22 protein-coding genes are annotated in these 22,932 nt (G+C 70.1%); 19 read left to right on the top strand and 3 right to left on the bottom strand.

Annotation, left to right across the window (positions count from 1 at the left end; all coding sequences use genetic code 11):
* The first annotated feature begins 9 nt into the window (after window positions 1–9).
* The 11 genes from ACFQVD_RS16255 to ACFQVD_RS16205 all read left to right on the top strand — a co-directional run bounded on the left by ACFQVD_RS16255 (window position 10) and on the right by ACFQVD_RS16205 (window position 10,792).
* Entirely contained in the window at window positions 10–936 is a 927-nt protein-coding gene (locus ACFQVD_RS16255) for a tyrosine recombinase (RefSeq protein WP_343968936.1), read from the top strand.
* A gap of 99 nt (window positions 937–1,035) precedes the next feature.
* Complete coding sequence (locus tag ACFQVD_RS16250) at window positions 1,036–1,983, top strand: ParA family protein (RefSeq protein WP_343968827.1); 948 nt, start codon at window positions 1,036–1,038, stop codon at window positions 1,981–1,983.
* Window positions 1,984–2,013: 30 nt separating this feature from the next.
* On the top strand, window positions 2,014–2,838 hold the full coding sequence (locus tag ACFQVD_RS16245) for a segregation and condensation protein A (RefSeq protein WP_343968829.1): 825 nt from the start codon (window positions 2,014–2,016) through the stop codon (window positions 2,836–2,838).
* On the top strand, window positions 2,831–3,409 hold the full coding sequence (gene scpB / locus ACFQVD_RS16240) for an SMC-Scp complex subunit ScpB (protein ID WP_343968831.1): 579 nt from the start codon (window positions 2,831–2,833) through the stop codon (window positions 3,407–3,409). The genes ACFQVD_RS16245 and scpB overlap by 8 nt, the downstream gene beginning before the upstream one ends.
* Entirely contained in the window at window positions 3,406–5,298 is a 1,893-nt protein-coding gene (locus ACFQVD_RS16235) for a pseudouridine synthase (protein WP_343968833.1), read from the top strand. Before scpB ends, ACFQVD_RS16235 begins: the two co-directional genes overlap by 4 nt.
* An 80-nt stretch (window positions 5,299–5,378) precedes the next feature.
* On the top strand, window positions 5,379–5,738 hold the full coding sequence (gene aroH / locus ACFQVD_RS16230; protein WP_030919183.1) for a chorismate mutase: 360 nt from the start codon (window positions 5,379–5,381) through the stop codon (window positions 5,736–5,738).
* 34 nt (window positions 5,739–5,772) lie between these two features.
* Window positions 5,773–6,846: a prephenate dehydrogenase gene (locus ACFQVD_RS16225; RefSeq protein ID WP_364149633.1), complete on the top strand. Its 1,074-nt coding sequence runs from the start codon at window positions 5,773–5,775 to the stop codon at window positions 6,844–6,846.
* A 247-nt stretch (window positions 6,847–7,093) separates the two neighbouring features.
* Window positions 7,094–7,750 carry a (d)CMP kinase gene (gene cmk, locus ACFQVD_RS16220; protein ID WP_343968838.1) on the top strand — a complete coding sequence of 219 codons (657 nt, stop codon included), beginning with the start codon at window positions 7,094–7,096 and terminating at the stop codon, window positions 7,748–7,750.
* Window positions 7,747–9,168 (top strand): ribosome biogenesis GTPase Der, encoded by a 1,422-nt coding sequence (gene der / locus ACFQVD_RS16215; protein ID WP_343968840.1) that lies wholly within the window; start codon window positions 7,747–7,749, stop codon window positions 9,166–9,168. The genes cmk and der overlap by 4 nt, the downstream gene beginning before the upstream one ends.
* A gap of 390 nt (window positions 9,169–9,558) precedes the next feature.
* Window positions 9,559–10,101, top strand: coding sequence for an RICIN domain-containing protein (locus ACFQVD_RS16210; RefSeq protein WP_343968842.1), 543 nt, complete (start codon window positions 9,559–9,561; stop codon window positions 10,099–10,101).
* Window positions 10,102–10,243: 142 nt separating this feature from the next.
* Entirely contained in the window at window positions 10,244–10,792 is a 549-nt protein-coding gene (locus tag ACFQVD_RS16205) for an RICIN domain-containing protein (RefSeq protein WP_343968844.1), read from the top strand.
* A gap of 70 nt (window positions 10,793–10,862) precedes the next feature.
* Here the strand turns inward: ACFQVD_RS16205 and ACFQVD_RS16200 are convergent, their stop codons facing one another.
* Both ACFQVD_RS16200 and ACFQVD_RS16195 read right to left on the bottom strand, forming a co-directional pair.
* Window positions 10,863–12,017, bottom strand: a complete 1,155-nt coding sequence (locus ACFQVD_RS16200) for an SIS domain-containing protein (RefSeq protein WP_343968846.1) — start codon at window positions 12,015–12,017, stop codon at window positions 10,863–10,865.
* Window positions 12,014–13,309, bottom strand: coding sequence for a D-tagatose-bisphosphate aldolase, class II, non-catalytic subunit (locus ACFQVD_RS16195; RefSeq protein ID WP_343968848.1), 1,296 nt, complete (start codon window positions 13,307–13,309; stop codon window positions 12,014–12,016). The genes ACFQVD_RS16200 and ACFQVD_RS16195 overlap by 4 nt, the downstream gene beginning before the upstream one ends.
* A gap of 121 nt (window positions 13,310–13,430) precedes the next feature.
* Here ACFQVD_RS16195 and ACFQVD_RS16190 point away from each other — a divergent pair, with 121 nt between their 5' ends.
* The 4 genes from ACFQVD_RS16190 to ACFQVD_RS16175 all read left to right on the top strand — a co-directional run bounded on the left by ACFQVD_RS16190 (window position 13,431) and on the right by ACFQVD_RS16175 (window position 17,398).
* Window positions 13,431–14,201, top strand: a complete 771-nt coding sequence (locus tag ACFQVD_RS16190) for a GntR family transcriptional regulator (RefSeq protein ID WP_343968851.1) — start codon at window positions 13,431–13,433, stop codon at window positions 14,199–14,201.
* Window positions 14,202–14,301: 100 nt separating this feature from the next.
* Window positions 14,302–15,198 carry a Gfo/Idh/MocA family protein gene (locus ACFQVD_RS16185; protein ID WP_343968853.1) on the top strand — a complete coding sequence of 299 codons (897 nt, stop codon included), beginning with the start codon at window positions 14,302–14,304 and terminating at the stop codon, window positions 15,196–15,198.
* 96 nt (window positions 15,199–15,294) lie between these two features.
* Window positions 15,295–16,311 (top strand): NAD-dependent epimerase/dehydratase family protein, encoded by a 1,017-nt coding sequence (locus tag ACFQVD_RS16180; protein WP_343968855.1) that lies wholly within the window; start codon window positions 15,295–15,297, stop codon window positions 16,309–16,311.
* Window positions 16,312–16,342: 31 nt separating this feature from the next.
* On the top strand, window positions 16,343–17,398 hold the full coding sequence (locus ACFQVD_RS16175) for a dihydrodipicolinate synthase family protein (RefSeq protein WP_343968857.1): 1,056 nt from the start codon (window positions 16,343–16,345) through the stop codon (window positions 17,396–17,398).
* Here the strand turns inward: ACFQVD_RS16175 and ACFQVD_RS16170 are convergent.
* The gene (locus ACFQVD_RS16170; protein WP_343968859.1) at window positions 17,395–18,600 is read right to left on the bottom strand and encodes a hypothetical protein; all 1,206 of its coding nucleotides are present in this window, start codon (window positions 18,598–18,600) and stop codon (window positions 17,395–17,397) included. The genes ACFQVD_RS16175 and ACFQVD_RS16170 overlap by 4 nt on opposite strands.
* Window positions 18,601–18,662: 62 nt before the next feature.
* On the opposite strand from ACFQVD_RS16170, the gene ACFQVD_RS16165 reads away from it, so the two are divergent.
* The 4 genes from ACFQVD_RS16165 to ACFQVD_RS16150 all read left to right on the top strand — a co-directional run bounded on the left by ACFQVD_RS16165 (window position 18,663) and on the right by ACFQVD_RS16150 (window position 22,932).
* Window positions 18,663–19,832 carry a DegT/DnrJ/EryC1/StrS family aminotransferase gene (locus tag ACFQVD_RS16165; RefSeq protein WP_343968861.1) on the top strand — a complete coding sequence of 390 codons (1,170 nt, stop codon included), beginning with the start codon at window positions 18,663–18,665 and terminating at the stop codon, window positions 19,830–19,832.
* Between the two features lie 71 nt (window positions 19,833–19,903).
* The gene (locus ACFQVD_RS16160) at window positions 19,904–21,151 is read left to right on the top strand and encodes an extracellular solute-binding protein (RefSeq protein ID WP_343968863.1); all 1,248 of its coding nucleotides are present in this window, start codon (window positions 19,904–19,906) and stop codon (window positions 21,149–21,151) included.
* A gap of 54 nt (window positions 21,152–21,205) precedes the next feature.
* Complete coding sequence (locus tag ACFQVD_RS16155) at window positions 21,206–22,072, top strand: carbohydrate ABC transporter permease (protein WP_343968865.1); 867 nt, start codon at window positions 21,206–21,208, stop codon at window positions 22,070–22,072.
* A complete protein-coding gene (locus tag ACFQVD_RS16150) occupies window positions 22,069–22,932 on the top strand; it encodes a carbohydrate ABC transporter permease (RefSeq protein WP_343968867.1) in 864 nt (287 codons plus the stop codon). The genes ACFQVD_RS16155 and ACFQVD_RS16150 overlap by 4 nt, the downstream gene beginning before the upstream one ends.

Genomic DNA, 22,932 nt, shown 5'->3' with positions numbered 1-22,932 from the left:
GAGGACACCCTGAGCGAGACGGAGGCCGTCCTCTTGCGCTACCTCGCCCACCTGGCGGGGGAGCGGGGCCTGGCAGCCAACACGCTGGCCTCCTACCGCCGTGACCTCCTGCGATACGTGGAGCATCTCAGGCGCCGCGGTCGCGTCACGTTCGCCGAGGTCGCCGAGGACGACGTCGCCGCCTTCGTGGCGGCGCTCAGGGAGGGCGACGGGGAGCATCAGGCCCTCGTCGCCGCCTCGGCGGCGCGGGCCGTCTCCGCGGTGCGCGGGCTGCACCGCTTCGCGCTGAGTCAGGGCCTCTGCCACCACGACCCCGCCCACGAGGTGCGCCCGCCGCGCCAGCTCAGGCGGCTGCCCAAGGCGATCAGCGTCCGCGACGTGGAGCGCCTGATCGCCGCCTCCGGGCCCGACGGCGCCCCTCTCACCCTGCGCAACCGGGCACTGCTCGAACTGCTGTACGGCACCGGCGCGCGTATCTCCGAGGCGGTCGGGCTCACCGTCGACGACGTCGAGCTGGGGGCGGAGGCCCAGCGGGTGCGCCTGCGAGGTAAGGGCGGGCGTACCCGCCTGGTGCCCCTGGGCGGCTTCGCGGGGGAGGCGCTGGGCGCCTACCTCACCCGTGCCCGCCCCCGCATCGCCTCCCATGGCCGCGGCACCTCGGGGCTCTTTCTCAACGCCAGGGGTGGCCGGCTCACCCGGCAGGGAGCCTGGGAGGTGCTCCAGGGCGCCGCCGAGCGCGGCGGGCTCGAAGGAGTGTCGCCACATATGTTGCGACATTCGTTCGCAACCCACCTCCTTGACGGCGGTGCGGACGTTAGGGTGGTTCAGGAACTACTCGGCCACGCCTCGGTGACCACCACCCAGGTGTACACGCAGGTCACGGTCGACAGGCTCCGGGAGGTCTATGCCGTGGCGCATCCGCGCACGCGGGATTGACCTTCCTTATGTCCGGGCGTGCCGCCTTGCCGCATACGTGTTGACGCCATAGTGTCCGTCCGGACGGTCCGGTTAGAGGCCGTCAGGGAGGTTCGACTGGTGACTGTGACCACCGACGGTTCTATCCGGGGAGCGGCCCCGGCAAACCCCGAGAATCCCTGGGGCGACACCAAGACCGCCGGGACCCCTCGCAGTGGGGGAGTCCTCGGCCCGACCGGGCGTCCCCGCCCCGTTTTCCCTGATCCGCCCCCTCGCGCCGTGCACGGACCGGCGAGGGTCGTCGCCATGGTCAACCAGAAGGGCGGCGTCGGCAAGACGACCACCACGATCAACCTGGGCGCCGCGCTGGCGGAGGCCGGGCTCAAGGTTCTGCTGGTCGACTTCGACCCGCAGGGTGCCCTCTCGGTCGGTCTTGGGATCAACCCCCTCCAGCTCGACCTGACGGTCTACAACCTCCTCATGGAGCGGCAGATCACGGCCAGGGACGTGCTGCTGGAGACCGGTGTCGAGGGCATGGACCTGCTGCCCAGCAACATCGACCTGTCGGCCGCCGAGGTCCAGCTCGTCACGGAGGTCGCCCGCGAGCAGGTGCTCGGCCGGGTCATCAAGCCCCTCCTGCCCGAGTACGACGTCTGCCTGATCGACTGCCAGCCCTCCCTGGGGCTGCTCACGATCAACGCGCTGGCCTGCGCGCACGGCGTCATGGTGCCGCTGGAGTGCGAGTTCTTCGCGTTGCGCGGTGTCGCGCTGCTCATGGACACCATCATCAAGGTCCAGGAGCGCATCAACGACGAGCTGGTCATCGAGGGCCTGCTCGCCACCATGTACGACGCGCGCACCCTGCACGGCCGCGAGGTGCTGGCCCGGGTCGTCGAGGCGTTCGACGACAAGGTCTACCACACAGTGATCAATCGGACGGTTCGCTTCCCCGACGCGACCGTGGCCGGTGAGCCCATCACCAGCTTCGACTCCTCCTCGCTCGGCGCCAGCGCGTACCGCGAGCTCGCCAGGGAAGTTCTCGCCAGGTGGGCCGCGCTGGAGCGGTGATCCCACCCGCCGGTACGGGACAATGGAGGGATGACCGAGCAGCCGAAGACCGCCGATGACACCTTCAAGGTGCATCTGGAGGTCTTCGAAGGCCCATTCGACCTCCTGCTCGGTCTGATCTCCAAGCACAAACTGGACATCACCGAGGTCTCGCTCAGCCAGGTCACCGACGAGTTCATCTCCTACATCCGGGCCAGGGGCCCGGAGTGGGACCTGGACCAGACGAGCCGTTTCCTGCTCGTCGCGGCGACCCTGCTCGACCTCAAGGCGGCCAGGCTGTTGCCCGCCGGCGAGGTGGACGACGAGGAGGACCTGGCTCTTCTGGAGGCCCGCGACCTGCTCTTCGCCCGCCTCCTGCAGTACCGGGCCTACAAGGAGGTCGTCAAGGTCTTCTCCGCCAGGATGGCCGAGGAGGCGCTGCGCTTCCCGCGTACCGTGCCGATGGAGGCCCGGTTCGCGGGCCTGCTGCCCGAGCTGATCCTCGGCATCGGCCCCGACCGCCTCGCTGAGATCGCCCGGCGGGCCTTCGCCCCCAAGGTGCCCCCGTCGGTTTCCGTGGCCCACATCTACCAACCACTCGCCAATGTCCGCGATCAGGCGGTTATCCTTGTCGAGCGGCTGCGGCGGTTACGCCGGGCGACCTTCCGGGCACTCACCTCCGACTGCGCCGGCACCTTCGAGATCGTCGCTCGTTTCCTGGCGGTCCTGGAACTCTACCGGGAGGCGGCCGTCTCCTTCGAGCAGATCGAGCCTCTCGGGGAGCTGCACGTGACCTGGACCGGCAGTGACGACGGTGACGTCGCCGTGGCCGACGACTACGACGAGACCCCGAAGAGAGAACCCGCCGATGACTGACGTGGCGTCCGAGCCTGAGCCGAGCGCCGGTCCCGACCTGCGCGCCGGGCTGGAGGCCATCCTGATGGTGGTCGACGAGCCCGTCGCCGAGGTGACCCTCGCCCAGGTGCTGGAGCGGCCCGTCCACGAGGTCGGCAGGGTGCTCCGGGAACTCTCGGCGGAATACACCGAAGCCGGGCGGGGTTTCGACCTGAGAGAGGTCGCGGGCGGCTGGCGTTTCTACACGCGGGCCGGGTGCGCCTCACTCGTGGAGCGGTTCGTCCGCGACGGCCAGCAGACGCGTCTGACCCAGGCCGCGCTGGAGACCCTGGCCGTGGTCGCCTACCGGCAGCCGGTGAGCCGGGCCCGGGTGGCGGCCATCCGCGGTGTCAACAGCGACGGCGTCATGCGCACGCTGGTGACGAGGGGGCTGGTCGAGGAGGCCGGCACCGAACCGGAGGGCCAAGCCGTGCTCTACCGGACAAGTTCGTATTTTCTCGAGAGGATGGGCCTGCGGGGGCTCGACGAGCTTCCAGAACTGGCGCCTTTCCTGCCCGACGACATGGAATCCCTAGAGGAGCAGAAGCAGTGAACAACAGCCGTAGCACCCCGTCCGGTGATGGACGCGGTCAAGGCCGTGGCGGAGCCCCGCGCGGTGGCAATCCCCGTGGGGGCTCGCAGTCCGGTGGATTCCGGGGCGGATCCTCCCGAGGCGGATCCTCGTCCGGCAGGTCCTCGTCAGGGGGCTCCCGTGGTGGTTCGCAGGGCGGTTACCGTTCGGACGGTCCGCGTCGTGACGACCGCGGTGGTTTCCGCGCCGAGCGCGACGGTTCGCGCAGCTCGTCCGGCAGGTCCTCGGGTGGTTTCCGGTCCGACGGTCCGCGCCGTGACGACCGTGGTGGTTCGCAGGGCGGTTACCGTGCTGACGGTCCGCGTCGTGACGATCGTGGTGGTTTCCGTGCTGAGCGTGATGGTTCGCGCGGCTCGTACGGGAGCAGGCCCTCGGGTGGTTCGCAGGGCGGTTTCCGGTCCGACGGTCCGCGCCGGGACGACCGTGGCGGTTCGCAGGGCGGTTTCCGCGCTGACGGTCCGCGCCGTGACGATCGTGGTGGTTTCCGTGCTGAGCGTGATGGTTCGCGCGGCTCGTACGGGAGCAGGCCCTCGGGTGGTTCGCAGGGCGGTTACCGGTCCGACGGCCCGCGCCGGGACGATCGTGGCGGTTACCGGTCCGACGGGCCGCGTCGCGATGATCGCGGCGGTTCGTCGTTCGGCGGGTCCCGCGACGGTTCGAGGAGCCGGTACGGCAGGCCCTCCGAGGGCTCCCAGGGCGGCTACCGCTCCGACGCTCCGCGCCGTGAGGACCGTGGCGGTCCGAGGAGCGATTTCCGGTCCGATGCCCCGCGTCGTGACGACCGCGGTGGTTCGCAGGGTGGTTTCCGTGCGGACCGGGACGGCTCGCGTGGCAGGCCCGGTTCCGACCGTGGTCGCGGTGGCGCGCCCGCCGGTGGTTCCCGCGCCCGCTTCGGCAGGACCGGCCGCCGGGACGACGTCCAGACGATCGGCGGTGACCGCGCCGGGGCGTACGGCGAGCGTCGCGCCCCCGCCGGCCGCTCCACCGGCCGCGCTCCGGAGGCGAAGGCCCCGCTGCGGCCCGGCGCGATCGCGAACGACCGGTTCAAGACCGCCCGCCAGCCCAAGCGGGACTCCGACTTCTACGACCGTGACTACGTCGACGAGCGCGACACCACCGAGGTCCCCGACGGCGTCCGGCTGCAGAAGGTCCTCGCCCAGGCGGGCGTCGCCAGCCGCCGGGCCTGCGAGGACATGATCGGCGACGGCAGGGTGACCGTCGACGGCCAGGTGGTCCGCCGCTTCGGCGCCCGGGTCGATCCCGCCAAGCAGGTCATCCACGTCGACGGCAAGCGCCTGCCGACGATGCCCGACCTGGTCTACTTCGCGATCAACAAGCCGATCGGCGTCGTCAGCACCATGTCCGACCCGGACGGCCGCCCCTCGCTGGCCGACTTCGTGGCCGACCGCACCGAGCGCCTGTTCCACGTGGGCCGTCTCGACACCGAGACCGAGGGCCTGATCCTGCTCACCAACGACGGCGAGCTGGCCAACAGGCTCACCCACCCGAGCTACGGCGTGCAGAAGAAGTACTGGGCCAAGGTCCCCGGCCGGATCGAGCGCGATCTCGGCCGCCGGCTGAAGAAGGGCATCGAGCTGGAGGACGGCCTGGCCAAGGCCGACTCCTTCACCCTGGTCCAGGAGCACGGCCAGCAGGCCCTGGTCGAGATCGTGCTGCACGAGGGCCGCAAGCACATCGTCCGCCGCATGCTGGAGGAGGTCGGGCACCCGGTCATCGACCTGGCCCGTATCGAGTTCGGCCCGGTCAAGCTCGGCCGCCTCAAGCCGGGCACCCTCCGTGCGCTGACCCTCACGGAGGTCGGGGAACTCTACGCCGCGGTCGGGCTGTAGCCTTCCCTGACACGCACGTTCAGGACGCGCCGGATCACCCCTCGGGGTGGTCCGGCGTGGGTGGATATGGAGGAACGACGATGGTGCGGGCGATCCGCGGTGCGATTCAGGTCGAGGCGAACGACCGGGACGCGATCCTGTCCGGAGTCACCGAACTGGTCACGGAGGTGATGGGGCGCAACAGGCTCACCACCGAGGACGTGATCAGTGTGATCTTCACGGCCACGCCCGATCTCACCGCCGAGTTTCCCGCCTTGGCCGCCCGCAAGCTTGGTTTCCACGATGTCCCGTTGATCTGCGCTTCCGAGATCGACGTGCCGGGCGCCCTGCCCCGCGTGGTCCGGCTGATGGCCCATGTCGAGGTCGACCGGCCCCGCCAGGAGGTCCAGCACGTCTACCTGCGCGGCGCGGTCGCCCTTCGGGTGGACATCGCCCAGTGAGTCCTTTAGGCATCGTGATCTCGGGGGAGTGGGCGTGAGCGGTCTGGAGAGCGTCCTGGTCGTCGGTACCGGGCTGATCGGCACCTCGATCGCCCTGGCCCTGCGCGAGCAGGGCGTCGCCGTCCACCTGGCGGACCGGGACGAGGGCTCCCTGCGGCTGGCACGCGAACTGGGCGCCGGGGTGGAGTGGGCCGAGGGCGTGCGAGTGGACGTCGCGGTCATCGCGGTTCCGCCCCATGCGGTCGCGGGGCGGCTCGCCGCCCTCCAGAAGGAGGGCGCGGCCCGTTTCTACACGGACGTGGCCAGCGTCAAGGCCCTTCCGCTCAGAGAGGCCGCGAGCCTCGGCTGCGACCTGACGAGCTACGTCGCCGGACACCCGCTCGCCGGCCGTGAGCGCTCCGGGCCCGCCGCGGCGCGGGCCGACATCTTCCTCGGGCGCCCGTGGGCGCTCTGCCCGACCGAGGAGACCTCGCCCGACGCGGTGGAGGCCATGTACGGCCTCGTCAAGCTCTGCGGCGGCGAGGCGGTCAGGGTCGGCGCCGAGGAGCACGACAGGGCCGTCGCGATCGTCTCGCACGCCCCGCATGTGACCGCCTCCGCGGTGGCCGCCCGTCTCGCGGACGCGCCGGCCACCGCGCTCGGCCTGGCCGGGCCGGGGGTGCGCGACGTCACCCGCATCGCGGCGGGCGACCCGAGGCTGTGGACCGGGATCCTGTCGGGCAACGCGCTGCCGGTGGCCGAGGTGCTGGAGGCGGTGGCGGCCGACCTGGCCGCCGCGGCCGCCGCGCTCAGGGAGGCCGCCGATCCCGGGGCCATGGCCCGCGTCACCGAACTGCTGCACCGAGGCGTCACGGGCACCGGCAGGATCCCCGGCAAGCACGGAGGCCCCGCGCGCGCCTATGCGACGGTCCAGGTCATCATCGGTGACCGCCCCGGCGAGCTGGCCCGGCTGTTCCAGGTGGCCAAGGAGGCGGGCGTCAACATCGAGGACGTCCGGCTTGAGCACGCCCCCGGCCTGCCGCTGGGCGCCGCCGATCTCTCGGTGCAGCCGGAGGCGGTGCCGAGGCTGTCCGAGGCCCTGCGCGCGCACGGCTGGCACCTGCCGTAGGCGCCCGACGCTCCCCGTACGGGGAGCGTCGTGATCGTCTGGGGCGGTTCTCCGCGGGGTCGTTCGCTCGATGCGCTCCGTGCGCGGACCTTGTGATCGTCTGGTTCGCATGCCGTTTTCGGCGTCTGGGACGGCTTTCCGCGCGGGCCACCTCCCGCGGTGGCCCGCTCGCTCGATGCGCGGTTCCCGCCCGGCTCCCGGTAGCCTCGTACGGACAACTGAAGCGGGCTGCAAGGGAGAAGGCGTCGTGACCGGACTGGTCGTCGCCATGGACGGTCCTTCGGGATCGGGCAAGTCGAGCGCGTCACGAGGGGTGGCGCGGGCGCTGGGGCTGCGTTATCTCGATACCGGGGCGATGTACCGGGCGATCACCTGGTGGATGCTCCAGCGGGGCGTCGACCTCGCCGACCCCGAGGCGATCGCGGCCAGGGCACTCGACCCGATCCTCACCCTGGGCGCCGACCCCGACGCCCCCACGGTGGCGGTCGACGGTGTCGACGCCGCCGGGCCGATCCGTACCGCCGAGGTCACCGCGGCCGTCTCGGCGGTCAGCGCGGTACCCGAGGTACGGCGCCGCCTGGTGGCCGAGCAGCGTGAGATCATCGGTGCCGGCGGCATCGTCGTCGAGGGCCGTGACATCGGCACGGTGGTGGCGCCCGACGCGGTGGTCAAGATCTACCTGACCGCGAGCGCGGACGCCAGGGCGCTGCGCCGCACGGCGGAGCTCACCGGCACCACGGTGGAGGTACAGCGGGCCGCGATGGCCCGCCGGGACACCCTCGACTCGACCAGGAAAGCCGACCCGCTGGCGAAGGCGGCCGACGCCGTCGAACTCGACACCACGGCGCTGAACCTCGAAGAGGTCGTCGCCGAGATACTGCGTGTGATTAAGGAAAAAGTGTGACCGGGGAATACGACGACGACAACGGCTGGATCGACGCGGAGCTCGCCGATTCAGGGACCGATCACAGCTCTCAGGAGGCGGGGCCGGACACCGCCCCGCAGCCGGTCGTGGCCGTGGTGGGCCGCCCCAACGTGGGCAAGTCCACACTGGTCAACCGGATCATCGGCCGCCGCGAGGCGGTCGTGGAGGACGTGCCGGGGGTGACCCGCGACCGGGTCACCTACGACGCCACCTGGCGCGGGCGCCGGTTCACGGTGGTCGACACCGGTGGTTGGGACCCCGACGCGACCGGCATGGCGCTGAAGATCGCCGAGCAGGCCCAGGTGGCGGCCGAGCTGGCCGATGTGATCCTGTTCGTGGTCGACGCCGTGGTGGGCGTGACCGACGCGGACGAGATCGTCGGCCATGTGCTGCGCGGGTCGGGCAAGCCGGTCATCCTCGCCGCCAACAAGGTCGACAACCAGCAGATGGAGCTGGAGGCCGCCGGGCTCTGGTCTCTCGGCCTCGGCGAGCCGCAGCCGGTCTCCGCGCTGCACGGCCGCTCCAGCGGTGACCTGCTGGACGTGATCCTGGAAAAGCTGCCGGACACGCCCGAGCAGCGGTTCGGCGCCGAACGCGGGCCGCGCAGGGTCGCCCTGGTCGGCAAGCCCAACGTGGGCAAGTCCTCGCTGCTGAACCAGCTCGCCGGCCAGGAGCGGGTGCTCGTCGACCCGATGGCGGGCACCACCCGCGACCCGGTGGACGAACTGGTCGAGCTCGGCGGCAAGACCTGGCGCTTCGTCGACACCGCGGGCATCCGGCGGCGTGACCGCGAGCTCAAGGGCGCCGACTTCTACGCGAGCATGCGTACCAGGGCCGCGCTGGAGCGCTCGGAGATCGCGGTGGTGCTCATCGACGCCAGCGAGGTGCTGACCGAGCAGGACCTGCGGATCATCTCGCTGGTGATCGAGTCCGGCCGGTGCATGGTCGTGGCGTTCAACAAGTGGGACCTGCTGGACTCAGACCGCCGCTACTACCTGGAGAAGGAGATCGACCGCCAGCTCGTCCGGGTGCCGTGGGCGCTGCGGGCCAACATCTCCGCCAAGACCGGTTGGCACGTCGACCGGCTCGTCCCGGCGATCGAGAAGGCGCTCGACTCCTGGTCGACCCGGGTGCCCACCGCCCGCCTCAATGCCTTCCTGACCGACCTGGTCGCGGCCACCCCGCCGCCGGTCCGCAGCGGTAAGCAGCCCAAGATCCTCTTCGCCACCCAGGCGTCGACGGAGCCGCCGAAGTTCGTGCTGTTCACCTCGGGCTTCCTGGAGGAGACCTACCGCCGCTTCATCGAGCGCCGGATCCGCGAGGAGTTCGGCTTCGCCGGATCGCCCATCGAGGTCACCATGAAGATCCGGGAGAAGCGCCAGGCGCAGAAGAAGTAGGGAACCCCCTCACGAACGGCCCGGCCCGCGCCGGGCCGTTCGTCGTCGCGGAGTGCTGTCGGGGCCCGATGTTCCGTTCCTCAACGAAGGTCGCGAATTCGGCGTCCTGCGGCAACGTGGACCTGTGCGGCCGGTTGCGACGGGAACGCCGCACTGACACCGAGAGGTTGGTTTTGCCCCGTTCCCGATCCTGAACCGGAGGCTGCTCCGCGTTCGCGGAAAGGCTCCCGGCGGTCGCGCGCTGTGCGGAGACGCCTGTCTCGCCATTGTTCGACGAGACGCCACCGGGGATGCGACACGACGTCATTACTTAACGTAGCTGTTCGCTACGTTGGGTGATCCGTGTTATCAAGGGTTTGTTGATCTTTAAGGAGCGTCTCGGGAGGTTCGATGGGACTCGTTGGCGCAGGTCAGGTCCTGGCTCTGGCCGCGACCCTGTTTGTCGTCCCGGTCGCCGGTACGCCGGCGGCGGAGGTCGTGGCCACCGGTGCGCCGGAATGGGGTGGGGGTAGATTCACGGCCGGCCTGGTGGCCCGGCACAGTGGCAAGTGCCTGGACGTGCAGGGCGGCGGGATGGACGACGGGGCCAACATCCAGCAGTGGACCTGTAATGACAAGGGAAATCAGGAGTGGAGTCTGACGGCGACAGGTGGCGGCTACTACACCCTCAAGGCCACGCACAGCGGTAAGTGCATGGACGTGCTGGGCGACAGCTTGAGCATCGGGGCCGGCATCCAGCAGTGGACCTGCCTGATCGGGGCCCGGAACCAGGAATGGGGGCTCAGCCAGCGGGATGACGGTTACTTCGTCCTGGTGGCCCGGCACAGCGGCAAGTGCCTGCAGGTGATGGACAGTGACATACGTGACGGTGCCCGCGTCCGGCAGTGGACCTGTGTCAGAGGACGGAAGAACCAGGAGTGGCGGCTCGCGTGAGTCGACGGCGCGGACTCGCCTGGGCTTGACGGCTCCAAGAGGTGCGTACACGGGTTGCTTGCCTGGCGTAGCTGTTCGTCGCGTTGGGCGCTTCGCGTTATCAAGGGTTTTTTGATCTTCAGGGAGTGCCTCGGGGGGCTCGATGAGACTTTTTCACGCCGGTCAGGTGTTCGTCCTGGCGGCGGCTCTGCTCGCGGTCCCGTCGGCCGGGTGGGCGTCGGCCGGCGGGGTCGCCGGTGCGCGGGAGGGGTTTCGGGCCAGGTTCACCGCGATCCTGGTGGCCCGGCACAGCGACAAGTGCCTGGACGTGTTCACTCTGAGTGATGAGCTGAAGTTGGGGACCAGTGTCCAGCAGTGGCCCTGTAGCGACGACCACGATGGTCAGGTGTGGAACCTGACGGCGACCGGCGGCGGTTACTACAACTTCAGGGACGTGGCCAGCGGCCTGTGCATGGAGGTGCTGCCGGCCGACAGGCACAGTGGTGCCGGCCTCCAGTTGTGGACCTGTGTTCCCGGACATCGCAACCAGGAGTGGAAGTTGGTCCAGCGGGACAACGGTTACTTCGCGGTCGTGGTCCGGCACACCGGTATGTGTCTGGACGTACGGAATGCGCTGCTCAGGGATGGGGCCAACGTCCGGCAGGTGACCTGTGTCAGAGGACGGAAGAACCAGGAGTGGCGGCTCGCCTGAGGCTCCTCGCCCGGTCGCGGGCCAGGCGCCGGCCGGGGTTCGGCGTCCCGGCCAACGCCGTGCTGTGATGTCAGTGCGGCAACCGGTGCAGGGTGACACCTCGCACCACTCGGTTGACCTCGCCCGAAGGGAACGGGTTGTCAGGCCGGGTTCCTCGGAGCACAGCGGCGTTGAGGCCGATGAGCTGGGCACATACGACGGCGGGCAGGGCCAGCGCCGCGTCCTCGATGTCCTCGACACCATGGAGCAGCCAGTTCTCCTCGTCCGGCGTGCCGTCGGTCCCGGCTTCGATCGCGATAACACTGCCGGGCGGCATGGTCGAGCGTAGTTCTGCGATGATGTCCAGATCGTACTGGCGGGTGTACGGGTCGTTCGACACGTACACGATCACAACGGTGCGCTCACTCAGCACGGCCTTGGGGCCGTGGCGGAATCCCAGGGCGGAGTCCGAGGTCGTGACGATCGCCCCGCCGGTCAGTTCGAGCGCCTTCAGCGCCGACTCCGCGGCCAACCCCCTGAGAGCCCCGCTGCCCAGGTAGACGATCCGTTCGGGATCGCGGGCCAGTAGCGCGCCGATGTTCTTGTCGAAGACGCCGTCCTGAGTGATCCGCTCGGCTGCCCGGGCCAGCCGCTCCGCGACACCGGCATAGGCGGTTCCACCGAGGGCGAGCAGGGCGGCGAGCGTCATTCCGGTGAAACTCGATGTCATCGCGAAGCCACGGTCATTGGAGGCGGGCGGCATCAGGAGCACACACGAGGTGGTCCTCCCGGAATGTTCCCGAGCCAGCCGCCCCTCCTCATTGCAGGTGATCACGAGGTGGTGCACATCCGACAGGCACTGCTCGGCGAGTCCGGTGGCCGCGAGGCTCTCCGGGCTGTCCCCGGACCGGGCGAAGGAGACGAGAAGGGTCGGCAGATCCTCGGCGAAGCAGCCTCGCGGGTCGGCGACGATGTCCGTGGTGGACACGGCGTCGACTCGCCGCCCGAGCCGCCGCGCCAGTGTCGTGGCCAGCACCTGCCCCGCGAAGCCCGAGGTGCCGGCGCCGGTGAGCACCACGCGCAGGTGGTCGCGAGCCACCAGCGGCTGGAGGAATCCGTCGAGCGTGGCCCGGGAGGCGGCGACGATACCGTCGATTTCCCGCCAGATGCCGGGCTGCTGCGTAATCTCACGGACAGTGTCACTGGCCCCGGTGTTGCGAGCCAGGGCGCCGAGAAGGCCGGTCACGAATACTCCTTGTGGTGGGGATCGCACGCGCGATCGTAGTCGCGCAGCACATCGCGGATGTGGTCGATCACCAACGCCCGCGGCTTCGCGGCGAGTTCCCCGCGGCGAACGCGCGCGTACTGATTGGGCAGATAGGCGCTGAGGAGCGATAGCGGAATGTCCCGCGCCGCGAGGTTGCCGAGGAGTCGCTCCTGCGCTTCGGTCACCTCGGGATCCGGCCAGTAGTAGCGCATCCGGTCGCTGTAGCTGTAGCGCCGGGCGAGGCGCCGCTCGGTGTCGTCGCTCGGGTAGTGGCCCTCCCAGTGGTCGGGCTCGGCGAGCATCCGCTGTTCGACGGCCTCGGGCAGCCGGGACCGTTCGCCCACGGGCACCAGTTCGTCCTCGATGGCTGCGAGAGCGAACAGCGCCTCACGGAGCGCGAAGGTCAGCCCGGGACCGACCTTGAGGACGGCCCAGTGGTCCTTGACCAGTGCTGTGAGTGCTTCGGCCAGTTGGTAGTCGGTCGAGTGCGCCTCGAACGCCATGGTGGGCTCCTCGTTGAGGACCGCTCCGAGCTCCGCGGTCCTCTCCGGCCGGTAGTCGATCACCTGCTGATGGTCGAACTCCACGCCCGGCTGGACGACGAGTGCCATGACGCGGGGCCAGACGTCCTCAAGCCCGTGCCCGGCGAACGCCTCGCGGTGACGTTCCAGGGTCGCCCGTGCGGCCTGCGCCGAGGTGGGCATGAGTTCGTTCAGTGTTTCGTGAGCGCCACCGGGCGTCGGCACCTCTGTTCCGATCACGTAGCGGATCCGGGCGGCGCCGCGCTCCCCCGCCGTGTCCTCGGCCACCCGTATCAACCGGGCGGCGCGCTCGGCGACCACGTCGTCGGTGAGCGGCGTGGGGTCGCCCGCGCAGGGGAAGCTGCAGTCCAGGTGGATTTTGGTGAAACCGGCCGTGACGTAGGCGGCGACAAGGGCTTCGGCCCGCTCCATCGCCTGGTCCGGTGGCAGGGCGCGCCACCGGTTGGGGCCAAGGTGGTCACCGCCGAGGATGACGCGGTCCAGTGGTAGACCCTGCTCGGTGGCGATGGCGTACACCAGGTCACGGAAGTCGTCGGGTCGCATGCCCGTGTAACCGCCGTACTGGTCGACCTGGTTGGAGGTCGCCTCCACCAAAACCTGCCTCCCGGTTTCGCGCGCCTGGAGCACAGCCGCCTCGATCACCAGCGGATGCGCCGAACAGACGGAGGTGATGCCACTGGGCTCACCTGCCTTCTGACGCCGGACCACCTCGTCCAACAAGCTCCACATGATCCGCTCCTGTTCTCGCCCACGTTCCGGGTCGCGGCGCGCTCTTACGGCCGGCGACAAGCCGGAACAGTACTGGTCTGGTTTTTGGTCGTCAATGGCCGGAATCTGGTATGGTTCTGGTATGGCTTACTCGGATACACCCTCCTTCCCCAAAGGCCTGCTGAGCGATGACGCCCTGCCCCGCTACGTCCAGGTCGCCGCACGGCTCTGGGATGACATCTCGGCCCGCGGCGCCAGGGCGGGGGACCGGTTGCCATCGGAACGGAGTCTGGCCACGCGATACGAGGTGTCGCGGGAGACGCTGCGCGCCGCTCTGGCCGAACTGGCGGGCCGGGGCCTGCTCGAGTCCGCCGCGGCCCGCGGCTGGTTCGTCGCCGAAAGCGGCGAGGCTGTCAGGCTGACGGGTGGGCACACGGTGGAGGGGTTCGCCGACTACGCCCTGAAGCACGGCCTGGCCGTCCGCAGCCAAGTGCTGGAATCGGGAACCAGGCCGGCGACCGTGGATGAGGCCGAGACGCTGCGCATCGGTCCGGGCGCCGCGCTGTTCGAGATGCGGCGACTGCGTTTCCTCGACGACCTCGTCGTCGTACTGGAGCACAACCGGGTGCCTTTGACGCTCTGTCCCGCGCTGGCCGACACCGACTTCACCGCCGCGTCGCTCTACGCGACCCTGCGAGGCGCCGATCCGGCGCAGCTCCCCCGGGTCGCGGACTACTCGGTGGAGGCCCGGCAGCCCGAGGCTCGGGAGCGGGATCTGCTGGAGATCAAGGATGGGACTCCGGTGCTGGTCGCCGAGCAGCTCTCCTTCAATCAGGACGGGCGGCCGCTCGAACTGACGGTGCAGGTCTACCGAGGGGACCGCTACCGCTTCCGGGCTTCCATCACCGACTGACAGTGAGCGGGTGGCTATGGGGAGGAGCACCCAGGGGCAGGGGGCGCCGCCAGGCCCGTGAGGTACGGTCGGTAGCTCTCTCACCGACCAGGAGAATGTCGTGCGCATCGCCATCGCCGGACTGGCCACCAGCCACCCCTACACCGACGCCCGCACCCTCGCCTCCCGCGCCGACCTCATCGTGTGGGAGGAGGACCAGGCCCGGCTGGCCCGTTTCACGGAGGAACACCCCGCGGCCGAGGTCGCCGACGGGCTGGACGATCTGCTCGCCGCTCGCCCCGACGGGGTGGTGCTGACCGTGCCCAACCCGGGGGTGGCTCCCGCGCTCGCCCGGGTGCTGGCGGCGGACCTGCCGTGCTTCGTCAACAAGCCGGCCGCCGCGACCGCCGCCCAGCTCGCCGCCGTCGACGTGGTGGCCTCCTCGCGGCCCGAGCTGGTGCTGTCCACCTCGGTGCTGCGTTTCGCGCCCGCCTTCACCGCCCTGGTGGCCGAGGACCTCGGGGAGGTGCTCTCGGTGCGGGCCACCGTACGGCACGACGTGGGCCTGTGGGCGGGCGGCCACAACCCGTGGCAGGACGACCCGGCCGTGGGCGGCGGCACGATGGTGACGATGGGCGTGCACGGCGTGGAGCTGCTGGTCGCCCTTCTCGGTCCCGCCGTAAGGCTGGCCGGGGCGGCGGCCGCCACCCGCTCCTACCCCGCGCTGAAGTCGGAGGACATCGGCATCATGGCGCTGGCCTGGGAGAACGGCGCGGTCGGCGCCGTGGAGGTCATCGGGGTCACCGACGAGGAGTCTTACACGGTAAGCGTCCACACGCGCGCCGGCACCCGCGAGGTCGTGGTGGAGCCTGGCGCCGACCCCCTCTCCGGCCTGGGCTACCGGGGCACCGTGGAGGCGTTTCTGGCCATGGTGGGCGGTGCCCCGAGCCCGGTGCCCTGGGAGCAGACCAGGGCCGTACTCGGCATGCTGGTGTCCGCCCGCGAGGCCTGCGCCTAGCTGGGATCCCGTCCGCCCGGCACGCCGGGCGGACGTTGACAGCCTAACTCTCTCCCAGTTACGGTCTGGACCGTAAATGAGAGTGAGGAGTTCCGCGTGCGGACCATCGCAGAGCTGGAAGAACGCCTGTCACGCCCCCGTGACGGGCTGGTCGAGGATCTGGGCAAGCTCGACGGCGACATCATGGTGCTCGGCGCCGGAGGCAAGCTCGGCCCCAGCCTCGTCCGCCTGGCGCTGAACGGGGTCAGGGCGGCCGGGGGCGGCAGGCGCGTCATCGCGGTGTCGCGTTTCTCCGAGCCCGGCCTGGCGCAGGCGCTCAGCGACGAGGGCGCCACGGTCGTGGCGGCCGACATCGCCGACGAGAACGCGCTGCGGGAGCTGCCCGACGTGCCCAACGTGGTCTTCCTCGTCGGTGCCAAGTTCGGCACCCAGGGGCGCGAGCACGCCACCTGGTTCACCAACGCCTACCTGCCCGGTCGCGTGGCCGACCGGTTCGCGGGCAGCAGGATCGCCGCGCTGTCGACGGGCAACGTCTACCCGCTCGTTCCGATCGCCTCCGGTGGTTCCACCGAGGACTCGCCCACCGGGCCGGTCGGCGACTACGCCATGAGCTGCCTGGGCCGTGAGCGTATGCTCACTCATTTCGCCGAGGAGCGCGGCACGCCGACGGCGCTGATCCGGCTCAACTACGCCGTCGAGATGCGCTACGGCGTGCTGGTCGACCTCGCGCAGAAGATCGTCGCCGGACAGGCCATAGACGTGACCACCGGCCAGGCGAACGTGGTCTGGCAGGGCTACGCCAACGAGGTGACGCTTCGCTCGCTGCTGCTGGCCTCCGTTCCGCCGTACGTGCTCAACGTGACCGGACCCGAGCTGGTCTCGGTACGGCAGGTCGCAGGCGACCTCGGCCGCCTGCTGGGCAGGGAGCCGGTCTTCGTCGGCGAGGAGGCCTCCACGGCGCTGTTGTCCAACGCCGCGCGCTGCCACGGTCTGTTCGGCTACCCCGATCTCACGCTTGCCGAACTGGTCGAGCACACCGCCCGCTGGGTGGGTGACGGAGGGGCGCTGTTGGGCAAGCCCACCAAGTTCGAGCGCCGTGACGGCGCGTTCTGACCGCATCGGCGAGAGTGAAAGGGGAACGTACGTGCTCAGCACGGCACCTGAGAGACATGGTTCCGTCCACGACCTGTTCCGCAAGGGCATAGTCATCCCGGCGCACCCGCTGGCGCTGACCGAGGACCGGCGGCTCGACGAGCGGCGGCAGCGGGCGCTGACCCGCTACTACGTCGAGGCCGGGGCGGGCGGTCTGGCCGTCGGGGTGCACACCACCCAGTTCGCGATCCACGGCACGGGCCTGCTGCCTCCCGTGCTGGAGCTGGCCGCCGAGACCGCCCGTGGCTACGAGCGCGAGGTGGTGCTGGTGGCGGGCGCGACCGGGAGCACCGCGCAGGCGGTGGCGGAGGCGGAGCTGGCGGCCTCGCTCGGTTACCACATGGTGCTGCTGAGCCCGTATCGCGAGCTGGACGAGGATCAGCTCATCGAGCGGACCCGCGCGGTGGGGGAGGTGTTGCCGGTGATCGGCTTCTACCTGCAGCCCGCCGTCGGCGGCCGGGCGCTGACCCGCGACTATTGGACGCGTCTGGCCTCGATCGAAGCGGTCGTCGGCATCAAGGTCGCCCCGTTCAACCGTTACCGGACGCTGGACGTGCTCCATGGCGTGGTGAGGGCCGGACGCACCCGTCAGGTGGCGCTCTACACCGGCAACGACGACCACATCCTGTCGGACCTGATCACCTCGCATCGCGTCGTCGTGGACGGCGAGGAGGTCGACGTCGAGTTCGTCGGTGGTCTCCTCGGCCAGTGGGCGGTGTGGGTGAAGCGGGCGGTCGAGCTGCTCGACGAGGCACGGCGCGCCCGTGGCGGCGACGACGCCGCCGTACGCAGGCTGCTCACCCTCGATGGGCACCTGACCGACGCCAACGCCGCCATCTTCGACGCCGAGCACGGCTTCCGCGGCTGCATCCCCGGTATCCACGAGGTTCTGCGTCGCCAGGGTCTGCTGGCCGGGCGCTGGTGCCTGGATCCGGAGGAGGAGCTCTCCTCCGGGCAGCTCGCCGAGATCGACCGGATCTGGGCGGCCTATCCGTGGCTACGCGACGACGAGTTCGTCGCCGAGGGCTTGGACCGGTGGCTGCGCTAAAGGGTCAGGCGGTAGAGCGTCAGCGGGCGGCCGCTGGAGCCGCTGGAAAGGTTACCGGTGCGTTCGGCCAGCCCGGCCAGCTCCAGGCGGTGCAGCATCCGGCGGGCCGTGCGCTGCTGCACCGCGAGCCGCTCGGCGATCTCGCGGGTGGTCAGTGGCTGATCGCCCACCGTCGCCCGCGCCTCCAGCAGCTTCTCCAGCGTCGCCACCGACAGGCCCACCCGGCGGGCCAGGAGCGGCAGGTTCGTATCTCTGGCCGGGGGCGGGGCGACCGACTCCAGCACGACGTCGGTGTCGGCCCGCAGCGACAACACCGCGGCCACGTCGCCGATGCGCCGGGCCCTGGCCAGCGCCCTGCGGGCCAGGCTCTCGGCCTCGGCGGCGCTGCGGCCCAGGCCGAACCCGGCCCGCACGACCCGGCTGTAGGCGGCCAGCCGCGACAGCATCGGCAGGGAGGAGAAGCCGCCCGTCGCGTCGTGCAGCGGGCCGCGGGTGGTGACCAGCAGGTGGACGCCGCCCCGGAAGGCCGCGAGCGTGCCGCCGAGCGCGGTCGCCTCGCGCAGCAGGCCCTCCTCGCCGTCGAGCTCGATCAGGCCCAGCGCGATCTGCGCGTCCTCCTGCGCCTGGCCCTCCGCCGACAGCAGGAGCCGGCGCAGGGCGATGCGGACCGAGTGCGTCGACGGCACCAGGCGCAGCACCGGGAGTTTGCCGCGCAACGCGTCGTGCACCGAGCTGAGGCAGGTGATCACGGTGTGCTCGCCGCCGCGGCGGTGGAAGGCGATGGCCGACCGCGAGGTCAGGCCGCTGCGCCAGGGGAGCACCCGCAGTTCGTCGGTGGGCAGGCCGGCCTCGGCGAACGTGGCGGCCACGTCGGCGCTCGACAGGGTGTCGATGGACAGACGGGTGACGTCGTGGCCCTGGTGCTGGAGCCGTACGAGGGCGCTGAGCAGGGTCGCGCCCGAGTAGTCGACGAACGCGGTGGGACGCGTGAGGACATCGGCCTCTTGCGCGAGCATGTACGGCACGACGCCGGTGAACAGCCAGCCCTCCACCGCGCCGGCGTGCGCCTCGACGATCGTGGGCGCCTGCGACTCGTGGTCGTAGTCGAGCCGCAGCGTGCTCACACCCGGTTGTTCCTCACAGATGGCCGCCACATCGTCGACCAGGTCGTGGGGGCCGACCACCCCGATGAGGATCCCCACTGAGACCTCCTGGCTAAATTACGGTCAAGACCGCTATTACTTTATCTGGTGCGAGGTGTTGCGTGACTCCGAAATTCCCCAGCGCCGCGGAAGCGGCCGGCAGGACACTCGGCGACGAGGAGGTGGCCGCCGCCGAGCGGGTGATCCGCTCGGGGATGCTCAACTCCGTCTGGGGCACCGAGACCAGGGCGCTCGAACGCGAGATGGCCGAGCTGTGCGGCGCCCGGCACGCCGTGGCGTGCAGCTCGGGCACCGCTGCCCTGCATCTCGCGGTCGTGGCGGCCGCTCCGAACCCGGCCGACGAGATCATAACGACGCCCATGACCGACTTCGGAACCGTGGCCCCCATCCTGGCGCAGAACGCGATCCCTGTCTTCGCGGACGTCGATCCGCTGTCCGGGAATCTCGATCCGGCCGCGGTGCGGGCCGCGATCACCCCGCGCACCAGGGCGATCATGGCGGTGCACCTCTTCGGTGCGCCCGCCGCCGTGGACGAGTTGCGGACGATCGCCGACGAGCACGGGATCATGCTGATCGAGGACTGCGCGCAGGCGTGGCTGGGCGAGCTGCCCGGCGGCCGGCCGGTGGGCGCCGCCGGCGAGATCGGCTGCTTCAGCCTGCAGCAGTGGAAGCACGTCACCTGCGGCGACGGCGGTCTCGTGGTCACCGACGACGACGCGCTGGCCCGGACGATGCGGCTGTTCTCCGACAAGGGCTGGGACCGGGCCGACGGGCGGCACCATCTGAGCTTCGGGCTCAACTACCGGATGACCGAGCTGCAGGCCGCGGTGGCCCGCGCGCAGCTGGCCAAACTGCCGGGCGTGGTGGCCGCCCGGCGGCACTGGGCCATGCGGTTGCTGCGGGAGCTGGCGGGGCTGCCGGGCCTCGCTCTGCCCGATCCGCGCGGGCACGCGTGGTGGTACTTCCCGGTCGTGCTGCCGGGCGGAGGAGCGCCGGAGCTCGCCGCCAGGCTGGCCGCCGACGGGATTCCGGCCCGGTCCGGGTATCTTGCCGAGCCGCTCAACCGGGCACCGCTGTGGGACGGGCCGATGTACGGTACGTCCAGGTTTCCGCTGTCGGCGCCGCCGGCCGCCTGCCCCGAGGCGGACCGCCTGGTCGGCGAGACGTTGCTGATCGTGGACCTGAACGAGAACTACACCGCCGACCATGTCGCGGCGATCGGCGATGGATTCCGTCGTTACGTTCAGATGTCGGGCATTGACCCTTCATAAGAGTGGTCGCTACATTTCGGTCTGGACCGGTATTGCCAATAAACCGGTGTTTCCAATGAAAGGAAGGCCTGATGAGGAAGGTCGCACTCGCCGGCCTCGCGGCCGCCCTGGGAGTCGCGCTCACCGGATGCGGCGGCTCCGGCTCAGGGTCGGACAAGAACACGGTGACAGTCTGGATGTACCCCGTGATCGGGGATCAGGCCAAGAACCAGGCGTTCTGGGCCAAGATCGAGAAGGACTTCGAGGCCGAGAACGCCACGATCGATCTCAAGGTCGACCATCAGCCCTGGGAGGGCCGTCAGGAGAAGATCACGACGGCGCTCGCCTCGAAGAAGGGCTTCGACCTGGTCGTGCTCACTCCCGACCAGATCCCGCAGTACGCCGAGCAGGGCGCCCTGGCCCCGGTGGACGACGTGGTGGCCGCCGCCAAGTCCTCCTTCCTGCCCAACGCCCTCACCGCGCTGAGCGTGGCGGGCAAGCTCTACGGCGTGCCGATCTACCAGACCATCACCGCGCCGATCTACAACAAGAAGGCGTTCACCGACGCGGGCGTGACCGAGTTCCCCCAGACCTGGGAGGCGTTCAAGGCCGCCGCGCCCAAGCTCGCCGCCAAGAAGGTCGCGATCCTCGACTACCCCGGCGCCCCCGAGGTCAGCCTGAACCAGAGCTTCTACCCGCTGCTGTGGGGCAACGGCGGCAGCGTGTTCGCCGCCGACGGCAAGAGCGTCGTCTTCAACGGTCCCGAGGGCATCGGGGCCCTGCAGTTCCTGCTCGACCTGCAGAAGCTGGGCGGCCTGCCGGAGAACGCGGCGACCAAGAAGAACGAGATCGAGGGCGGCGCCCTGGCCGGGGGCAAGACGGCCGTCTACCACGCGGCCACCGCGCTGCAGGTCACCCAGCTCGGCGCGGCGATCGGCGAGGACAACGTCGGCGTCGGGCTGCCGCTGGAGAACACGAAGAAGGTCGCGTTCGGCATCCCCGGCGGGCTCGTGCTGGCCAAGCACTCGCCGAACGCCGAGGCCGCCAAGAAGTTCGCCGCCTTCCTGTCCGCGCCGGAGGCCTCGGCGGCGCTGGCCAAGGAGTCGGGCTTCTTCTCCGCGCGTACCGATGTGACCGTGCCCGGCACCTCTCCGGTCGTGCAGGAGTTCGCCAAGTCGCTGGAGTACGCCTTCCCGGGTGACACCCACCCGATGGCCCGTCAGGTGATGGCGCTGATCGCGCCGGAGATCCAGGCGGCCCTGCTCGGCCAGAAGGACGCCAAGACGGCCCTGGACGACGCGGCCAAGGAGGCCAATGCGCTGCTGGCCAACGGCGGCTGATGCGGTTCGCCCCCATCGTGGCGGGGGCCGTTACGTGCGAAAGGCGAGAACCTGATGCGACAGCGCTTGCGGGACCCCATGGCGGGCCTGCTGTTCGTCCTCCCCATGCTGGTGCTCTTCCTGGTCTTCAGGTTCGTGCCCATCCTGGGTGCGGGGGGCATGAGCCTGACCGACCTGAATCTCGGCGGGGAGTGGAACTTCGTCGGCGTCGACAACTACGCCCGGTTGCTCGACGACCCGAAGTTCTGGGACAGCCTGCGGATCACGCTGGTCTATGTCGCGATCTACGTGCCCCTGACCGTCCTCGTCGCGCTCGGCACCGCGCTGCTGCTCAACGCGGTCGTCTTCATGCGCGGCCTGTTCCGGGGCATGCTCTTCCTGCCGTACGTCACCAGCTTCGTGCTGGCGGGTGTGATCTGGCGGTGGATCTACGAGTTCGACGGGATGATCAACGGGCTGCTGGGCAAGTTCGACCTCGGCCCCGTCGGCTTCCTTGAGGAGGCCGCCCTCGTGCTGCCCGCGCTGGCGGTGGTGTCGGTGTGGAAGGGCTTCGGCTACTCCATGCTGATCCTGCTCGCCGGTCTCAAGTCGATCCCGGCCTCCTATCTGGAGGCGGCGACGGTCGACGGGGCCGGGCCGTGGCAGCGGTTCCGCCGGATCACGCTGCCACTGCTCAAGCCCACCCTGTTCTTCGTCGTCATCATCGAGACCATCGGCGCCTTCCAGACGTTCGACACCATCTACGTGATGACCGGCGGCGGGCCCGCCAGGGCGAGCTACACGCTCATCTACGGCCTGTACGACCAGGGCTTCAAATTCTCCAACCTCGGCTACGCGGCCACGATCGGCATCGTGCTCTTCGCGCTGGTGCTCGTCGTGTCGCTGGTCCAGCGCCGCCTGCTCGATCGGGGAAACGCATGACGCTCACCGCCACCCGGCCCGCCACCGCGGTCGTGAAGCCTCCGGTCAAGGCACGGCGCGGGTCCTTCCGATGGCCGCTGTGGGTGCTGCTCGCGCTCGTGTCGGTGATCACGGTCAGCCCGTTCTTCATGATGTTCGTGGTGGCGCTGTCGCCGCCGGGCGAGCCGACCCTGCCCGTCCAGTGGCCGGAGTCGCTGTCCCTGGACACCATCGCGGACCTGCTGTCGTCCTCCGGGTTCGCCGGCTGGACGGTCAACACGGTGATCTACGCGCTGGTGTCCGTGGTGATCACCCTGCTGACCGCGTCGATGGCCGGGTACGCCTTCGCCAAGAAGCGCTTCCCCGGGCGCGACACGATGATGTGGGCGTTCCTCGCGACGCTCATGGTGCCGTCCCAGGCGACGCTGATCCCGATGTTCGTGCTCATCTCCAACCTCGGCGGGGTGGACACCTTCTGGGGACTGATCGTGCCGACGCTGGCCAACTCGCAGGCGGTCTTCCTCATGCGGCAGTTCATCCGTGACCTGCCCGACGAGCTGTTCGAGGCGGCCAAGGTCGACGGGGCCTCCGAGTGGCGCGTCTACTGGCAGATCGTGCTCCCGCTGACCAGGCCGATCCTGGCCACGCTCGGGGTGTTCGTGTTCCTGTGGCACTGGAACGACTTCCTGTGGCCGCTCGTCATGGCGCAGTCGGACGAGATGCGCACGCTCACCGTGGGGCTGGCGTCGATGCGCACGGAGGGGTCGTCGCTGGCCGTGCTGATGGCCTCCGCCACGCTGTCGGTGCTGCCATGCCTGTTGGTGTTCGCGCTCCTGCAGCGGTACCTGGTCAACAGCATCACGATGACCGGACTCAAATAA

Source organism: Streptosporangium amethystogenes subsp. fukuiense (genome assembly GCF_042665875.1).
Lineage (GTDB): Bacteria > Actinomycetota > Actinomycetes > Streptosporangiales > Streptosporangiaceae > Streptosporangium > Streptosporangium fukuiense.
Note: the sequence above shows the minus strand (reverse complement) of the source record. Positions and strands in the feature narration are given on the sequence as shown.